This is a genomic window from Nocardia sp. NPDC004568, from assembly GCF_040609955.1.
Lineage (GTDB): Bacteria > Actinomycetota > Actinomycetes > Mycobacteriales > Mycobacteriaceae > Nocardia.
In genome coordinates, this window is the sequence record NZ_JBEXLL010000104.1 from 1 (window position 1) to 16,327 (window position 16,327).

Here is a 16,327-nt window from a genome sequence, read left to right on the forward strand (position 1 = left end):
ACCAGGGCGTCGGCGCGGAGGCCGGCGGCCTTCCGGGCGTGTTCGATCCCCGCGACGACGTGCAGGCAACGGGTGCCGACCCGGTGGAAGCGCTCGAGGTACCGCCGCGGCCCGCCCTGCGATGTGATGAGGACAGGAGGGCGGCGCTCGAGCAGCAGGTCGATCACCTCGTCGGCTCGGGCGCGATACAGGGGAAGGTTCACCGCCCACGGCCGGTCCGTCCCCACGGCCATCTCGTCCAGCGTGCGTGCGAGGTCGGGCAGCCGCATCGGGCCCGCGGCCACGACGCCCAGGACGCCGGCCCTGCTGACCGCGAGTGGCAGTGCCGAACAGGACGAGGCCCAGGACATACCGGCCTGCACCACGGGCAGGTCGATCCCGAGCAGCTCGGTCACCGGAGTCGCGATGCGGGTCACGCGTCGGCTCCGCTCTACTCGAGCAGCGTGCGGGCGTGGGCGGCGAGCCGGTTCTTCGGGACCTTGGAGCTCGCGGTCATCCCGATGTCCTCGAAGCCGTCGACGATGCGCAGGTGCCGCGGCACCTTGAACCCGGCCATGCGCTCGCGCGCCCAGGCGAGCAGTCCGTCCTCGGTGACGCCGTGCCCGGCAAGGACGACGAAGGCGAACGGCACCTCCACCAGCCGGGCGTCCGGAACACCGACGACCGCCGCCTGCCGGATCAGTGGGTGCCGGTGCAGGGTGTCCTCGATATCGGCGGGCGCGACGTTCTCGCCGCCGACACGGATGATGTCCTTGGTCCGGCCGACGAAGTGGAACCGCCCGGTCCCGTCGAGCACGCCGATATCGCCGGTGGCCAGCCAGCCGTCGGCATCGCGCAGCAGGGCCTGCATCGCGATCTGGGGTTCAGCACGGCCGTCTACGGGCTCGGCATCACCGTGTTCTTCGTCGGATTCATCCTCTTCGAAGTCCCCAGCAACGCCTTGCTGGCGCGGATCGGCGCCCGCAAAACCCTCGTCCGGATCATGGCCACCTGGGGTGTGGTGACGATCGCGACCATGTTCGTCCGGGACGAGACCACGTTCTATATCGCGCGATTCCTGCTCGGCGTGGCGGAGGCCGGGTTCTTCCCCGGCGCGCTCTACCTGCTGTCGCGGTGGTTCCCGTCCGGCCGCCGGACCCGGATGACCGCCGTGTTCTTCATCGGCGTCCCGGTGTCCGGGGTGCTCGGGTCGATCATCTCCGGCTGGATCATGCACACCCTCGGCGGGACCGCGGGCCTGGCGGACTGGCAGTGGCTGTTCCTGCTCGAAGGCATCCCGCCGATGCTGCTCGCGCTGCTGGCGATGTTCGTGCTGGTCGACGAACCCGAGCAGGCCACGTGGCTCACCCCGGCACAGAAGGCGGCCGTCCGCGCGGATCTCGAAGCGGACCGGCTCGGCAAGGCCGCCGCACCGGCTCACGAAGGCGGCCTGCTCCTGGCCCTGCGCGACCCGAAGGTCTGGATCCTCGGCCTGTGCGCCTGCGGCGCCTACACGCCGGCCAACGCGGTGTCGTTCTGGACGCCGCGGATCATCGCCGAGGCCGGGGTGGGCGATGTGCTGAACCTGGGACTGTTCTCGGCGATCCCGCCGCTGCTCGGCATCATCGTGATGCAGCTCGTCGGCCGCCACTCCGACCGGACGCTGGAGCGGCGCTGGCACGCGGCGACGAGCTGGATCGTCGCCGCGCTGGCCATGCTGGCACTCTCGTTCTCCAGCGACAATGTCGTGCTGGTGATCATCCTGCTCGCGGTGATGGCGGCCGCGCACTACTCGGGCCCGACGGTGTTCTACTCGATCCCGTCGATCTACCTGAGCGATCGCGCGGCGGCCACCGGCATCGCGATGGTCACGTCGATGGGATCGCTGGCGGCCGCGGCGTCGCCGTCTCTGCTCGGCTTCATCAAATCCGCGACCGGCAGCCTGTCGCTGGGACTGATCATCAGCGCGGGGATCGTGCTGACCGCGGTGGTCGTCCTGCTGGCCGGAGTGAAACCGGGCGACCTGAATGAGAAGCACCACTGAGCCGGTGCTGCTCACACAATGAGGGCTTCAGGAAGCCGCTGTCTGCCCCCGATCAGTCCTGATCGGGGGCAGACGGCTGGTGGTTCCCCTCCCGGTGCCCCCCGTTTGCCCGGCGGAGACGGCGGGTAAGCGCCGGGCATGGTGACCAAGGATCGAATCGCCGACCCGTGGGGAACCCGCACCCCGTTACGGCGCGGGCCGACAGTGGCCGGCGCGGGTGGATACGCACCTCGGTGAAGGCCTCGAGGCCGGGGATGTCGAAGAATGGGTGCAGTCGGCCTCGATTCTGCACTCCACCGGCGATGCCTTCGATATCGCGGTCGTGAACGGCCGCATGGTCGGAGTGCGGGGGCGGGCCGTGGACCGGGTCAACCGCGGACGACTGGGTCCCAAAGACCTCTTCGGCTGGCAGGCCAACTCCTCCCCGGAACGCTTGACCCGGCCGCTGATCCGCGAGAACGGCGAACTGGTCGCCACCGATTGGGACACCGCCATGACCCGCATCGTCGAGCACAGCGAACACCTGCTGGCCGAACACGGGCCCGGCGCCATCGGTTTCTACACCAGCGGTCAATTGTTCCTCGAGGAGTACTACACCCTGGGGGTCATCGCACACGGCGCCATCGGCACCAATCATGTCGACGGCAACACCCGTCTGTGCACCGCGACAGCGGCCGAGGCGCTGAAGGAATCGTTCGCCTGCGACGGACAGCCCGGCTCCTACAGCGATATCGACCACGCCGACGTGATCGCGCTGTTCGGCCACAACATGGCAGAGACCCAGCCCATGCTGTGGGCCCGGATACTGGATCGCCTCGCCGGCGAGGATCCGCCGGCGATCGTCTGCGTCGATCCCCGCTCGACCGAGGTCGCCGAGCACGCCACCGTTCATCTGGCACCGCTGCCGGGTACCAATGTCGCGGTGATGAACGGTCTCCTGCACGAGATCATCGGCAACGACCGAATCGACCACGCCTACATCGAGCGGCACACCGTGGGCTTCGGCGAATTACGTGACCGTGTCGCCGAATACCCGCCCGAGAAGGTCGCCGAGATCTGCGGCGTATCCGCCGACGATATCCGGCGCGCGGCCCGGATACTCGGCACTGCCGAAGCCTTGCTGTCGACGGTGCTGCAGGGTTTCTACCAATCGCATCAGGCCACCGCGGCCGCCGTGCAGGTCAACAACCTGCATCTGATCCGCGGAATGCTGGGCGAGCCCGGCCGCGGCGTACTGCAGATGAACGGCCAGCCCACCGCGCAGAACACCCGCGAATGCGGTGCCGGCGGTGATCTCGCCGGGTTCCGGAACTGGAACAACGACGCCCATATCGCCGAGCTGGCACAGCTGTGGAATATCGATATCGACCGGATCCCGCATTATGCGCCGCCCACCCACGCCATGCAGATGATGCGGTACGCCGAACAGGGATCGGTGCGCATGCTGTGGATCAGCGCCACCAACCCGGCGGTATCCATGCCCGAACTCGGCCGGATCCGGGCGATCCTGGCCCAGCAACGCCTGTTCGTCGTCGTCCAGGACATCTTCCACACCGAGACCACCGCGCTCGCCGACGTCGTACTACCGGCGGCGACCTGGGGTGAGAAGACCGGAACCTTCACCAACGCCGACCGCACCGTGCACCTGTCCGATAAGGCGGTCGAGCCCCCGGGAGAGGCCAGAGCCGATCTCGACATCTTCCTCGACTACGCCCGCCGCATGGATTTCCGGGACCGCGACGGCGCGCCCCTGCCCCCGTGGCACGACGCGGAGTCCGCGTTCGAGGCATGGAAGAAGTGCAGCGCCGGGCGCCCCTGCGACTACACCGGTATCAGCTACGACAGGCTCCGCAGCGGCAGCGGAATCCAATGGCCCTGCAATACCGAACACCCCGACGGGACCGAACGCCTGTACACCGGCGGCGAGTTCTCCGCCGCGCCGGACTACTGCGAAGCCTACGGAAAAGACCTGGTCACCGGGGCACCCGTCGAACCCACCGAATACCGGGCGATGAACCCCTCCGGCAAAGCGATCATCAAGGCGGCCGGGTACCTCGCCCCACACGAGTCCCCGAGCCCCGACTATCCGTTCGTCCTCACCACCGGCCGCACTCTCTACCACTTCCACACCCGCACCAAAACCGCGCGGGCGCCCCAACTCCAGACGGCCGCACCGCAGGTGTGGGTGGAGATCTCACCCGACGACGCCCACGCCGTGGGTATCACCGAGAGAGACCTGCTGGAGATCGGCACCGCGCGAGGGGCCCTACGCGCCAAGGCCCGCATCTGCGGCATCCGGCCCGGGGTGCTGTTCGTCCCCTTCCACTACGGCTACTGGGACGCCACCACCGTGGCGAGTACCGCGCACGACCGCGCCGCCAATGAACTCACCGTCACCGACTGGGACCCGGCCTCCAAACAACCGATCTTCAAAACCGCGGCCGCCCGCGTCACCGTGCTCGCCACGGGCACTTCCGGCCCGGCGCCGGCCCCCACCACCACAGCGTCCCGCCCCGTCGGCGCCGCATTGCCGCCGACCGTCGGCGGCCGGACGGCCCTCGCCACCGAAACCTTCGACGCCGCGAGAGAACAGCCGTGAAACTCGACCTCGCGATCAGGGAGCTGCACCGCGCCGAGCGCACACTCGCCCGCGAACTCACCAGCGTGGCCGCCCGCCACAAGGCCGACCACGAGGTGTATCACGTGGCGCGCGATATCGCCGGATGGTCCACCGACCACGTCCACCGGCTCGCCCGGGCCGGCCACCGCTACGGTCTCGACCTCGACAGCGCCCCCCGCACCGCACCGCGCACCGCACCGGTTCAGGAACGCCTCAGCACCCTGCTCGGCCACCGCAGCGAGCCGGCGCTGCTCCTGCTCGTCGACCTGCGCCACCTGCACCGAGTCGCCGCGGGCGTCTCTCTCGACTGGGAGTTGCTCGCCCAAGGAGCACAGGCGACCGGCGACACCGAACTTCTCGAACTCGCCCGACGCTGCCACCCGGACACCCTGCGCCAGATGCGCTGGGCCAATTCGATGCTGAAGATCCTCGCCCCGCAGATACTCGCGAGCTGAGCCGGCGGCGTACCGGGCAGGCGAGCCCATGGTGACCGGCGGGGACCGAATCCGGTGGACACTCCGACTCGGCCGGTGGTCGTGTTCGGAGTCGTCGCGGATCACCCGGCGAGTCGGTCGCGGGGGCCGTCCGGACCGCACAGCATGACGGACCCCGGCCGACCACGTCGAGCAGGGGTGGTGGATCGTCTCGAATCAGTGGCCGGTCGTCTCGATTCTGTGACGTATCGCAGTATCGGGCAACGGGTCCCGTAACCTGAGTTACTGGTCCTGGTACAACAGGGACGTTTCGGAGAACAAGAGCCCGCACCGGGTGCCAGATGTATCGACATCGCACCCAAGGGCGTGTGCCATGAAACGTTTGCGTGCCGGAACTCTCGCGTTCCTCGCCATCGCGCCGCTGCTGATCGGGCAGGCCGCCGCCGAGCCACCCGTACCGCCCGGCCTCCCGTTCGCGGCGCCCGTCTCACCGTCGCTCACGAACGTGAACGGTGCGATCCTGCCCGGTATCCAGCAGTGGATCGACCAGGTGATTCCGCCGCCCATCCTTCCGGCGCCCCGGCCGGCGCCGCCGGAGGAGACGACCGATATGGCACCGGGGCTCGCGGCGCTGCGCGCGGCGGTGCTGCCCGCGCCGGTAGGCGATCCGATGTTCGATATGTGGCCGGCGAACCTCGCCGATCTCGCCCCGGGCACGGTGATCGAGACCCGCGATATCACCGCTTCGGCCGCGCCGCTGGTCGTGGTGCCGATCCGGCAGGCGGTGCTGTTCAAGTACCGGACCACCGACGCGCACGATCGCCCATCCTTCGCCACCGCCACGCTGGTGATCCCGGCTACCGGCTCGCCGATGCCCGGGGCGCGGCCGGTGCTGGTCAACAACCTGCCGATCGACGCTCTCGGCCGTCGGTGCACACCGGGACATACACTGGCACACGGTCTCTCGTTCGAGAGCGCGCTCACCGATTTCGTGCCGCCCACCACCCATCTGGCCGCGTTGCGGGGCTATGCCGTGCTCATTCCGGATCACGAGGGTCCGCTGATGGCCTACGCCGAGCCCTATGTCGCCGGCCACGCGGTTCTCGACGCGGTGCGCGCGGTGCGCGGCTGGCGGGCCGACGAGTTCGGCGCGAGCAGGTTTGCCATGACCGGCTATTCCGGCGGCGCGATCGCCACCCACGGGGCGGTGAAACTGATCGAGAGTTACGCACCCGATCTCGCACCGTCACTGGCCGGTGCGGCGCTCGGCGGCGTGCCCGCCGATTTCGAGATCCTGGCTCGCAGCATGAACGGCAATCTGGCCTCCGGCGTGTTCATGGCGGCCGTCTTCGGTATCGCCCGCGAGCGGCCCGAGCTCCTGGCCCGGATGAACCATCTCGCCCAATGGGTGGCGACCTCGCCGATGAAAGACCAGTGCGTGAGCGTTTTCGCACTCCCCGGTGCGCTGCTGCTGCCGATCGATATCGCCGCGAATATCCCCGACCCGCTGCGCTCGGCACTGGCACACGATATCTACGAGGTGACCCGGATGGCCGGGCGGGCCTCGGCGACGCCGCTCTACATCTACCAGGGCGAACAGGAGTTCTGGATCCCGGCCGAAGGCGCGCGCAATCTCTACCGCGAGCAGTGCGCGCTCGGTGTCACCGCGGTCTACCGCAGTGTGCCCGGCGAACACGTCATCGCGGCGGGCCTCGGCTATCCCGAGGCCGTGTTCTGGCTGGACGAGCGTCTACGCGGCGTTCCCGCGGTGAGTGAATGCTGAAGGCGCCGTGACATTCCGAACGACTCGACCGGAGCTCGGACGACCCGCGGTGCGGACCGCTGCGCAGCGGTCCGGGCCGTGGAGCGACGGGGGTTCAGCACTCGTTCGGTGCGGGTTCGCCGCGCAGACGCGCGTCGATCCAGCCGCTGAGTTCCGGGTAGCCGCTGACGTAACCGAGAAGGTGCTCGCCACCCACGATCCGGAAGACGCCGGGAACACCGCGACCGCACTGCTGCTGATACATGTGCTGGGCGTCGTCGAGCGGAATCCACGGATCGTGCAGGCCGTGGTAGACGAACAACGGCACGGCCGATGTCCGTCCGGTCAGGTCCAGTCGCTCGAACATCTTCGCGGCGAACGGAGTGTCGAGCGCGTCGGCGGTATTCGCCGCGACGTCGATCGGAATACCGACCACGCCGAGCGGCCCGGACGCGTCACCGCAGATATCGCGCAGCGGCGAGGTCGCCACCCATTGCCCGAGATTGTTCATATAGCGCAGGATCTCGGGGTGTTCGCGCGAGACCGCCAGCGCCACCGTCAACAGGATCCCCGAGGAGATATTGCCGTTGAACTGGTGGGCCACATTCGAATTGTCGGTGACCAGGCCACCGGCCGCCGCGCCGATGAGAACATCTCGCAGGTCCGGCGCGTATTCGTCGAGCAACATGGCCGCCGCGTAGGAGGCGATCGCACCACCGGAATAACCGATGGCCACATATCGGCTGCCCGCGAATTCGTCCGGCGCGTGGGCACGGACCGCGCGGACGGCATCCAGCATCACGTGCGCGGCGGTATTGGGTTCGGCGTACGCCATCAGCGGACCCTCGTGATCCGGCATGAGGACCGCGTGTCCCTTGCTCAGTGCCAACCAGACCGACGGCAGGAACACCGGGAGATCGGTATTCGGACGATCCAGCAGGTCGTGCGAGAACTGGAAGCCGGGGGTGCAGTGCGACCCGAGCGAATTGATCGGCATCGCGTTCACCTCCACCGGCCGGGGCCCGGGTCCGGCCCACCCGGCCGCCGGGACGATCAGTGTCGCGGTGCCGAAGGACGGGCCACCCGAGGCGGACGTGGACCGGAACTTCAACAGCGTCGCCCGCGCGATGGGCGTTGCCGTTCGCGCGGCGGTCGTCGCCGTGACGTCGCGACTCTCGATGATCTGGCCAGGCGAGTAGGTCGCGAGGTCGGCGGGCCAGGTATCGAAGATCGGATCTCCGGTCCCCGTCGGCAACACGCCGCGCCACAGCGACAATCCGGGCTCGTCACCCACGAATTGCGGCGGCGCCGGAACCGTGCCGTCGATCCACTGCTGCAACGGTGACGGATCGGAGACCTCCGGGCCGTCCGGTGGATCCGCGTACGCCGGCCCGCCCAACCACGCGGAACTCATGAGCACAGTCACCAGGATTGCCAGACGCGGCTTCACGACCCTCACCCTCGAATCAACACATTTTCCAACAGTATCGACAGTCGATTCTCCCCGTCCGTCCCCGAACCGTGAAATTGATGGACACTCACAACAAGATCATCCGTCCCACCGTGTTCCGCACAATGCCGGACCGAGACCTCTCCGGCCGTCCGTGATCCCGGTATCCGCTCACACGGTCGCCGACCGGAATACGACACGGGTTCCGGCGAGAACACCGGCGACAACGCACGGGCGTCCGCGGAGGGACGCAACCGGCACGACCCCGGGAATCGGCGAGACAACCGTGCGGCCGTGTACCGCCGGCGCGATGTCCGACGCCCACCGGCCCTGCTCGCCGTCCGTCCGGTGAATACGTGCCGGGCCGGTCGGTCGCGTTTGCCCAGCCATGACCGGGGTAGGCGCCGACGGTAGGAAGCTACGAGGAGGTATGGACAGTGCGATCGATCGCCGGTCGTGGTGCGGCCGAGCACAGCGACCCTCGTCCGCTCGGCGGCTACACCGCCACGATCCTGGCCTATGCCGGGTCGGTGGGCGCCGTGACATTGCTGGGCGGTCTCACCGGCCGTCGACTCCCGGACTCGATGAGCACGCGCGAGCTGGTCGTCACGGCCCTCGCCGCACACAAACTCTCCCGGCTGATGACGAAGGGCACCGTCACCGCTCCGGTACGTGCCCCGTTCACGTGGCCCACCGGCGACGACGGCGGCCCCGGAGAAGTCATGGAGCGGCCCCGGGCCGACGACGGCGTCGGCCGCAGCCTCGGAGAGCTGCTCAGTTGCCCCTTCTGCTTCGATGTCTGGCTCATCACCGCCCTGACCATCGGGCACGTTTTCGCCCCGCGCGTCACTCGAACGGTGACCGAGGCGACGGCCGCCCTGGCGGGCGCCGACTTCCTGCACCTCGCCTACGCCACCGCCCAGCAGATCGCCGAAGGAGAACCGCCGGCGGCCGGCCCGGACGGTGGGGCCCAGCCGGGTGGACCCGGCCGGTCGTAGTGCGTCGACGGTCGCGCCGATTGCCCGGCGCCGGTGCGCATGCCAGGCTGTCGGCGTGCTGTTAGCCGAGGTCGCCGCCGCGTCCGCCGATATCGCGTCGGCGTCGGCGCGACGAGCCAAGATCGCGCGTCTCGCCGCGCTGCTGAGTCGCAGCGCGGCGCACGAGGACGCGCGCCTGGTGGCGGTGACGGCATCCTGGCTCTCCGGTGAATTGCCGCAGCGCCAGATCGGGGTGGGCTGGGCGGCCCTGCGGTCGCTGCCGCCGCCCGCCGCGACTCCGACACTCACTGTCGGCGACGTCGACGCGCGGTTCACCCGGATCGGTGCGGTCGCCGGGAAGGGCTCCCGGACCGTGCGCGCCGAACTCGTGCACGATCTGTTCGAAACAGCCTCCGGTGCCGAGCAGATATTCCTGCGTCGGCTGCTCAGCGGTGAGTTGCGCCAGGGCGCGCTGGCGGGAGTGATGTCCGACGCGATCGCCGAAGCGGCCGGTATACCGGCCGGCGAGGTCCGGCGGGCGGCCATGCTGACCGGTGCCCTGCCCACCGTCGCGGCCGCGGCTCTCACCGGGGGCCGCCCGGCGCTGGCGGAGTTCCGGCTGCGCGCGGGGCAGCCGGTCGGGCCGATGCTCGCCCAGACCGCGACCGGGGTCACCGACGCGCTCCAGCGACTCGGTGGTACGGCCGTGCTCGAAGCCAAGCTGGACGGCGCCCGGGTGCAGATCCATCGTGCCGGACCGGCGGTCTCGATCTATACCCGCAGCCTCGACGAGGTCACCGACCGGCTTCCCGAGGTCGTCGCGGCCACCCTCGCGTTGCCCGCCGGCGATCTGATCGCCGACGCCGAGGCCATCGCGTTACGACCCGATGGTCGGCCGCATCGATTCCAGGTCACGGCCGCCCGGTTCGGGCGCAAGCGTCCGGACGATCTCGAACCGTTGTCGGTGTTCTACTTCGACCTGCTGCATCTGGACGGCAGAGACCTGCTCGACCTGCCCACCCGCGACAGGCTCGCCGCTCTGGACGCACTCGTTCCCGGCGCCCAGCGCGTCGACCGTCTGGTGACCGCCGACGCCGAGGCGGCCCAGCGGTTCCTGGACCGCACGCTGGCCGCCGGGCACGAAGGGGTGATGGCGAAATCGCCCTCGGCGCCGTACGAGGCCGGCCGCCGCGGCGCCGGCTGGCTCAAGGTCAAACCCGTACACACGCTGGACCTCGTGGTCCTCGCGGTCGAGTGGGGTTCCGGCCGGCGCACCGGGACGCTGTCCAATATCCACCTGGGCGCCCGGGATCCGGCCACCGGCGGCTTCGTGATGCTGGGTAAGACGTTCAAAGGAATGACCGACGCCATGCTGGAGTGGCAGACCAGGCGCTTCACCGAACTCGCCGACGGCTCCACCGAAGGGTACGTCGTGCGACTGCGGCCCGAACAGGTCGTCGAGATCGCTTTCGACGGAGTGCAGGGGTCGACCCGCTACCCCGGCGGGCTGGCGCTCCGATTCGCCCGCGTCGTGCGCTACCGCGACGACAAGTCCCCGGCCGAGGCCGATACGGTCGATACCGTTCGGGCGCTGTACGAGCGAGGCGGCTGAGCGGCCCACGGACGCCGGCGTATCGGCCACCCGAGCCGAACGAATTCAGCGCCCCAGCAGCAGAAACTCCGTGACGCGATCCCCGACGGCCGGGAACTCGTCGAAGAAGCCGTGCCTGCCGCCGGAAAAGATCTCGACGGCGGCATCCGGAACGGCCGCGGCGAGCAGCTCCGCGTTCCGAGCCGGCACCATACGGTCCTCGCTGCCGTGGAGTATCAAGGTCTGTGCGCGGATCTCGCCCAGTACCGCGGACGCGTCGTGCCGGTTGCTGGCACGCAGATGCCCACGCGCCGCCCGCGCGGTCATGCGCGGATCACCCAGCAGGGTCGACCGGCGCGGCGGCGCGGCCGACCAGGCGGGGGTGTACATCAGTTCCAGCAACACCGCGCGTCTCCGGCGCGGGTCCGGGTCGGCCAGCAGGCGGCGTATCTCGGGGCCCCGCTCCCGGGCCAGGCGCCCGCCCGGGGAGGTACAGGCCAAGGCCAGGCGTTGTACCCGCTCCGGATGCCGCGCCGCGAGCCACTGCGCGATCCGGCCGCCCATCGAGGTGGCATAGACATGAACGGACGGGCAGCCCAGCGCATCCAGCACCGCGGCGGCGTCGGCGGCGAAGAGCCGAGTGGTCCAGTCGGCGGCGTCCGTATCGTCGGCCGCGGTGTCGCCCGTCCCCCGGTAGTCGAAGGTGATCGTCCGGAAGTGCCGGGCCAGGCCGGGCCGGACACCGTCCCACCACCGGTGCGAGTTGGCCTGCCCCGGGAGGAGCAGGAGCGGCGGAGCGGTGGCCGGTCCGCTCACCTGGCACGCGAGGGCTGTCCCGTCGGGGAGGACCGCCACCGGCCCGGCCGCGGTGGCGCGGGCGGTATCGCTCATACGTCGCGCTCTCCAGAATCGCGGCGATGCGGCCCACGGTGGGATGACGGGTGTGCCCGCGCGTGCGCGCCGCCGTCCGGTTGCACCATGACTCCCCTTCCTGTTCGTGCGGAATTATTTCATCGGGCAGAGTGCGGCAGCCGAACACCTCACCCGCCGCGAACGCCGTCGCATCGCCCGCTCCGCGCCCGCGGCGATTTCGAGGCAGCCCGCTCCGATCTGGTGCACCGCACCCCGCCGGTACAGCCGCTGTCGTCTCTCGCGGCGCCGCGTTCCACCGTGTCTTCACAAAGCCATGTTTGTATGTAAAAATCTTTTTTTGTGAGGGAAGTTGTCTATCTCGACTCGGTCGAGCAAGCGGAAGTCCTGCTCAAACCGCAGCGGATCGAGATCGTCCGTGCCCTGGCCGAGCCCGCGACCTGCGCCGATGTGGCCCGGCTTCTCGAGCAGTCCCCGCAGCGGGTCAACTATCACGTCAAACGACTGGTGGAGCAGGGACTGGTCCGGCAGATCGCCGAGCGCACGATACGCAACCTGCGTGAAGGCGTGTATCAGGCAGCCGGCCGGTCCTATTGGCTCTCGCCGCGCCTCGTCGGGCACATCGGCACTCGCCGGTCGAGCGACGCGATGAGTTTGGGACACCTCCTCGATCTCACCGAGGAGGTGCAGCGAGACGTCGCGGATATCGACCTGACCCATCCGGATCTGCCGTCACTGGGGATTTCCGGGCGGATCGCGCTGCGCCCGGAGCAGCGCGCCGAATTCCTCACCGAACTTCAGACCGCCCTGCACACACTGTTCACCAAATACGGCGGCAGCGACGGTGAGTCCTTCAAACTCGCCGTCGCGTGCTACCCCTTCGAGAAGGATCGATCATGACCGAACCACTCATCATCACGGTCCGGACCGGCGCGTCGCCGGCCGCCGCGTTCGAGGCACTCACCGACCCGCAGGCGGTGACGACATGGTTCGCCGAGAAGGCCGATATCGACCTGCCGCGGCGATACGAATTCTGGGGTCCTTCCGTTCCGGAAGGCGACGCGCCCCATCAGAAGGTCGTCGGCTGCACCGACAGTTCCATCCATTTGTCCTGGCTGCTCGACGGCGAGTGGACCACCACGGAGATATCCGTCGGCGTCGAGAACGACGAGACGCGCATCACCGTCACCCAGAGTCATTTCGACTTCGCCGATGTCATCACGGGCGCCACCATTCGTGGTGTACTGCAATCGTTCTGGGCGTTGTCGCTGGCCAATCTGGTCGACTTCCTGGACGGGCGCCCGCTCACCGCCCGCGCCGACTTCACCGGCGGCGACCTGAGCGCGACCGTCGAGATCGACGCCGCGCCGACGGCGGTCTACGACTCCTTGATCTCCTCGGAGAAGGTGTCACAGTGGTTCGGGTACCCGGTCGAGATCGAACCGCGTATCGACGGCCGATTCGCCCTGGGCGGTCTGGATGCCGATCCTGCTCCCGCCCGCATCGTCGAGCTGACACCCGGGGAACGGGTCGGGATCGATTGGGGTCCGGGCGGTATCAGCACCTGGGAACTCGCCGGCTCCGAGGGCAGGACCCGCCTCACTCTGGTCTCGAGCGGCTTCGACCAGGACAACCCGCCCTATCCCGCCTGGCTCGGCATGCTCAGTGGTTTGGCCGAACTGCGCCGGTACCACGAGATCCGGGACTGGGCACCGATCACCGCGGCTTTCTGATCGCCGAACCCTTCTAGCGGAAGCAGAGAACGAAAGGACATCGTCATGGACGAGAAAGTCACCGAGTACATCGCCGGCACCCGGCCGTGGCAGGCAGCGCTGTGCGAGAAGCTTCGCCGGCTCGTCTTCGACACCTTGCCCGGTGTCGAGGAACGTCTCCAGTACGGCAAACCTCACTACCTCATAGACGGCAACCATGTCGCCGTGATCGCCGTCGCCAAGGACAAGGTGTCGTTCATGGTCTTCAATGCCGCCGGCATCCCGGAGGAGAAGGGTTTCCTGCGGTCCCTGGGCAACGGTGAACGCAAAGCCGCGACTTTCACCGAAGGACAGGAGGTCGACTACCGCCGACTGGCCGACCTGCTGACGGCGACCACCTGAGCGCTCCCCGCTCGGCGCGCCGTGTCCGGCCGCGCCGAGCCGCCGGGCCGACTGAACGGGATATGCCCGACCATCCCGAGTGTGTCCCGCCGCTCGGCGGGCCGCCGCCGAGCGAGGCTCGCGCAGCGCCGGTAGTGCACCGGTCCGGTTTCCAGGAATTCGCTGTGCGGGTTTCCGGAGACCGGTACCGTGTCAGCCGATTCTCATCAACGCTTCGCCGCGCAATCGATCATGAAATATGCTCGCAGCAACGCGGAAATGGAGAAGCGATGCCCACGACAGGTGAACCGACAACGGTCCGGGACACACCCGAATACCAGCAGATTCAAAACGACGAGCTCTTTCGTGCGTGGGTACAGGCGCAACAGGAAACCATGGAGAACGAGTTCGCCGAAGTCGATGTTCCCGGACTGGACGGCCACCTCTGGACCCCCGAAGGGCTGGTGATAGCGGAACACGAGATGCTGCGCCGCTATTCGCACTTCGACGAGATGGTCGCGGAGGAGAACCTCGAGCTCGGTGTGCGATTCATCTACTTCATCGGTGAGACCTTTCGCCGCGCACTGGAGGGACGCTGGGCGCTCCTGCCACCGAACCCACCCGAGCGCCCGGATCCTCTGTGCGTCATCGATTCCCCGATGTGGACGGCTTTCCACGAACCCACGCATATGAGCGAGCTCGCCTTCGAACGGCGTACCGGAAAAGAGATCTCCTGGATCTTCGACCGCACCGTCAAACGCCACCAGAAATGGGTGGCGGCGGGCCGTCCGGCTCGCGGCGACTAGCGGGCACCGCGCATTTCCCGTCCCGCTCCTCCCACCGCGGACCGGGCCCCGCGACCCCGCGCGATCGGTGCGCGCACCGCGGCCGCTGCCCGGACCTCGGCTCTCCGCGATCCCGCGGACCGGTTCGGAGATGACCTCCCGCTCGGTGGCGGCCCCGCCGTGGCCGGCACCGAGTTCCGCCCGGGCCCGGCAGACCATAGGCCACGCAATGGTTGCCGCGCCCGCTGGCAGGCGGAGATCCGCCGTGCGAGTGCACAGCAACCGGCGGGGTATCGGGCCCGGAAACCCGCGCCCTTCGTACCCGAACACTTCTTTCGAGCAATACGGTCCTGCCTCGGCACTTCGTGATAACTTGCTCCCCGAAGCGATCTGTTCCAGCTGCTCATCGGCAATTGCGGCGAACCTTTCCCCTTTCTGGAGGCTGAGATCGTGACTCGTTCCCTTCTTCGTATTCTGGGTGCACTCGGCGGTCTGACATGCGCCCTACTTGTGGTGGCACCGGCAACCGCCGAGCCGATCTATCCACTCCCGGATCCCGACCAGTTCTACGCCGCCCCTGCCGATCTGGCGGCGCACCGGCCGGGTGACGTGCTCGGCGTGCGGGTCCTGCCGCCGGTGGCCGTCTTTCCCGGCGCCACGGTGCGGCTGATCAAGTTCCGCTCCACCGATTCGCGCGGCACGCCGATCGCGGCGACCACCACGATCGCCACTCCCGCGGACCATCGACCCGGCGCACCGCTGCTGTCGTATCAACATTTCATCAATTCGCTCGGCACCGGCTGCGCGGTATCACACCGGCTCTACGATGCCGACCTGAATCTGTCGACGATCATGCCGGTATTGGGCGGGCTGCTGCAGCGGGGCTGGAGTGTAGCGCTGCCGGATCATCTCGGGCCGCGGTTCGCGCTCGGGGCCGGGCGCCTGGGCGGCCAGATCACATTGGACAGTGTCCGGGCGGCGAAGCAAGTGCGCGAACTGGCCGTCGCGGACAGCCCCGCGGTACTGGCCGGCTATTCCGGCGGCGCCCTCGCGACGGCGTGGGCGGCCACCCTGCAACCGACCTACGCGCCCGAGTTGCGGCTCGCGGGCGCGGCCATCGGCGGCGCCCCGATGAACCTGGTCTCGATGGCGAAGGGCTTGGGCTTCAACCCCCACCCGGCGTTCGGGCTGGCGATGGCGGCGGCCATCGGCCTCGAGCGGGAATACCCGGACCGGGTCCCGGTCAGTTCGAATCTCAATCAGCGTGGTCTGGCGATGCGTGACGCACTGGCCAACCGCTGCACCAACGACATCCTCGCCATCGGCGCCGGGGGCAGCGCACACGAGTACGCGACCGGGCCCGCCGTCTTCGACCAGCCCGATGCCTGGTCCGTCGTGGCGGAGAACAGCGTGGAACTCTACGGCCCCGTTCCGGCGATCCCCATATTCGAATGGCATTCGCCGACCGACCCGCTGGTTCCGGTCGACGCCATCGACAACACCAACCGCCGCTGGTGCGCGGCGGGGGTCCGCTTGCAGACGCTGCTGGTCCCCTCGTTCGAACATCTGACCGCGGCGGCGGCCGGGACACCCGCGATGCTGGCATGGCTCGAGGGCCGGGTGCGCGGTGAGCCCGCGCCCGTCGCCTGCTGACCGAACACCCGCGCGGGCGGCCTCGCGCCGCCGGGCGTGGCGACCACGACCGCACGGCCGACCTCGGTC

The 16,327-nt window shown here is 68.8% G+C and carries 14 protein-coding genes and 1 pseudogene; 11 read left to right on the forward strand and 4 right to left on the reverse strand.

Annotated features, from left to right (window positions below):
- Window positions 1–416: nitronate monooxygenase (locus tag ABZV91_RS29765; protein ID WP_355248821.1), on the reverse strand; the 416-nt coding region annotated here is incomplete at its 3' end.
- 14 nt (window positions 417–430) lie between these two features.
- A complete protein-coding gene (locus ABZV91_RS29770) occupies window positions 431–850 on the reverse strand; it encodes a hypothetical protein (RefSeq protein WP_355248824.1) in 420 nt (139 codons plus the stop codon).
- 45 nt (window positions 851–895) lie between these two features.
- Here ABZV91_RS29770 and ABZV91_RS29775 point away from each other — a divergent pair, with 45 nt between their 5' ends.
- The 4 genes and pseudogenes from ABZV91_RS29775 (at window position 896) to ABZV91_RS29790 (ending at window position 6,860) form a co-directional block, all read left to right on the forward strand.
- Complete coding sequence (locus tag ABZV91_RS29775) at window positions 896–2,023, forward strand: MFS transporter (RefSeq protein WP_355248827.1); 1,128 nt, start codon at window positions 896–898, stop codon at window positions 2,021–2,023.
- Between the two features lie 141 nt (window positions 2,024–2,164).
- Window positions 2,165–4,622: pseudogene (locus ABZV91_RS29780) on the forward strand (nitrate reductase).
- Window positions 4,619–5,098 (forward strand): hypothetical protein, encoded by a 480-nt coding sequence (locus ABZV91_RS29785; RefSeq protein ID WP_355248830.1) that lies wholly within the window; start codon window positions 4,619–4,621, stop codon window positions 5,096–5,098. The pseudogene ABZV91_RS29780 and the gene ABZV91_RS29785 overlap by 4 nt, the downstream one beginning before the upstream one ends.
- Window positions 5,099–5,450: 352 nt before the next feature.
- On the forward strand, window positions 5,451–6,860 hold the full coding sequence (locus ABZV91_RS29790; RefSeq protein WP_355248833.1) for a lipase family protein: 1,410 nt from the start codon (window positions 5,451–5,453) through the stop codon (window positions 6,858–6,860).
- Window positions 6,861–6,954: 94 nt separating this feature from the next.
- Here ABZV91_RS29790 and ABZV91_RS29795 read toward each other — a convergent pair whose 3' ends face one another.
- Window positions 6,955–8,289, reverse strand: coding sequence for a lipase family protein (locus ABZV91_RS29795; protein WP_355248835.1), 1,335 nt, complete (start codon window positions 8,287–8,289; stop codon window positions 6,955–6,957).
- Window positions 8,290–8,726: 437 nt separating this feature from the next.
- Here ABZV91_RS29795 and ABZV91_RS29800 point away from each other — a divergent pair, with 437 nt between their 5' ends.
- A complete protein-coding gene (locus tag ABZV91_RS29800) occupies window positions 8,727–9,287 on the forward strand; it encodes a DUF1360 domain-containing protein (RefSeq protein ID WP_355248837.1) in 561 nt (186 codons plus the stop codon).
- Window positions 9,288–9,342: 55 nt separating this feature from the next.
- Window positions 9,343–10,878, forward strand: coding sequence for an ATP-dependent DNA ligase (locus ABZV91_RS29805; RefSeq protein WP_355248840.1), 1,536 nt, complete (start codon window positions 9,343–9,345; stop codon window positions 10,876–10,878).
- Window positions 10,879–10,923: 45 nt separating this feature from the next.
- Here the strand turns inward: ABZV91_RS29805 and ABZV91_RS29810 are convergent, their stop codons facing one another.
- Window positions 10,924–11,748 carry an alpha/beta fold hydrolase gene (locus ABZV91_RS29810; protein WP_355248843.1) on the reverse strand — a complete coding sequence of 275 codons (825 nt, stop codon included), beginning with the start codon at window positions 11,746–11,748 and terminating at the stop codon, window positions 10,924–10,926.
- Window positions 11,749–12,069: 321 nt separating this feature from the next.
- Between ABZV91_RS29810 and ABZV91_RS29815 the strand changes: the two genes are divergently transcribed.
- The 5 genes from ABZV91_RS29815 to ABZV91_RS29835 all read left to right on the forward strand — a co-directional run bounded on the left by ABZV91_RS29815 (window position 12,070) and on the right by ABZV91_RS29835 (window position 16,258).
- Complete coding sequence (locus ABZV91_RS29815; protein WP_355248846.1) at window positions 12,070–12,627, forward strand: helix-turn-helix domain-containing protein; 558 nt, start codon at window positions 12,070–12,072, stop codon at window positions 12,625–12,627.
- On the forward strand, window positions 12,624–13,460 hold the full coding sequence (locus ABZV91_RS29820) for an SRPBCC family protein (RefSeq protein ID WP_355248849.1): 837 nt from the start codon (window positions 12,624–12,626) through the stop codon (window positions 13,458–13,460). Before ABZV91_RS29815 ends, ABZV91_RS29820 begins: the two co-directional genes overlap by 4 nt.
- 45 nt (window positions 13,461–13,505) lie before the next feature.
- Entirely contained in the window at window positions 13,506–13,841 is a 336-nt protein-coding gene (locus tag ABZV91_RS29825) for a DUF1801 domain-containing protein (protein WP_355248852.1), read from the forward strand.
- A gap of 269 nt (window positions 13,842–14,110) precedes the next feature.
- Window positions 14,111–14,626 carry a hypothetical protein gene (locus tag ABZV91_RS29830; RefSeq protein WP_355248855.1) on the forward strand — a complete coding sequence of 172 codons (516 nt, stop codon included), beginning with the start codon at window positions 14,111–14,113 and terminating at the stop codon, window positions 14,624–14,626.
- Between the two features lie 492 nt (window positions 14,627–15,118).
- Window positions 15,119–16,258: a lipase family protein gene (locus ABZV91_RS29835; protein ID WP_355248858.1), complete on the forward strand. Its 1,140-nt coding sequence runs from the start codon at window positions 15,119–15,121 to the stop codon at window positions 16,256–16,258.
- Window positions 16,259–16,327 lie beyond the last annotated feature (69 nt).

Excerpts from the sequence above, each read along its gene's own strand:
- ABZV91_RS29790 (WP_355248833.1), top strand. The coding sequence starts at position 5,451 with ATGAAACGTTTGCGTGCCGGAACTCTCGCGTTCCTCGCCATCGCGCCG.
- ABZV91_RS29810 (WP_355248843.1), bottom strand. The coding sequence starts at position 11,748 with ATGAGCGATACCGCCCGCGCCACCGCGGCCGGGCCGGTGGCGGTCCTC.
- ABZV91_RS29770 (WP_355248824.1), bottom strand. The coding sequence starts at position 850 with ATGCAGGCCCTGCTGCGCGATGCCGACGGCTGGCTGGCCACCGGCGAT.
- ABZV91_RS29820 (WP_355248849.1), top strand. The coding sequence starts at position 12,624 with ATGACCGAACCACTCATCATCACGGTCCGGACCGGCGCGTCGCCGGCC.
- ABZV91_RS29825 (WP_355248852.1), top strand. The coding sequence starts at position 13,506 with ATGGACGAGAAAGTCACCGAGTACATCGCCGGCACCCGGCCGTGGCAG.
- ABZV91_RS29830 (WP_355248855.1), top strand. The coding sequence starts at position 14,111 with ATGCCCACGACAGGTGAACCGACAACGGTCCGGGACACACCCGAATAC.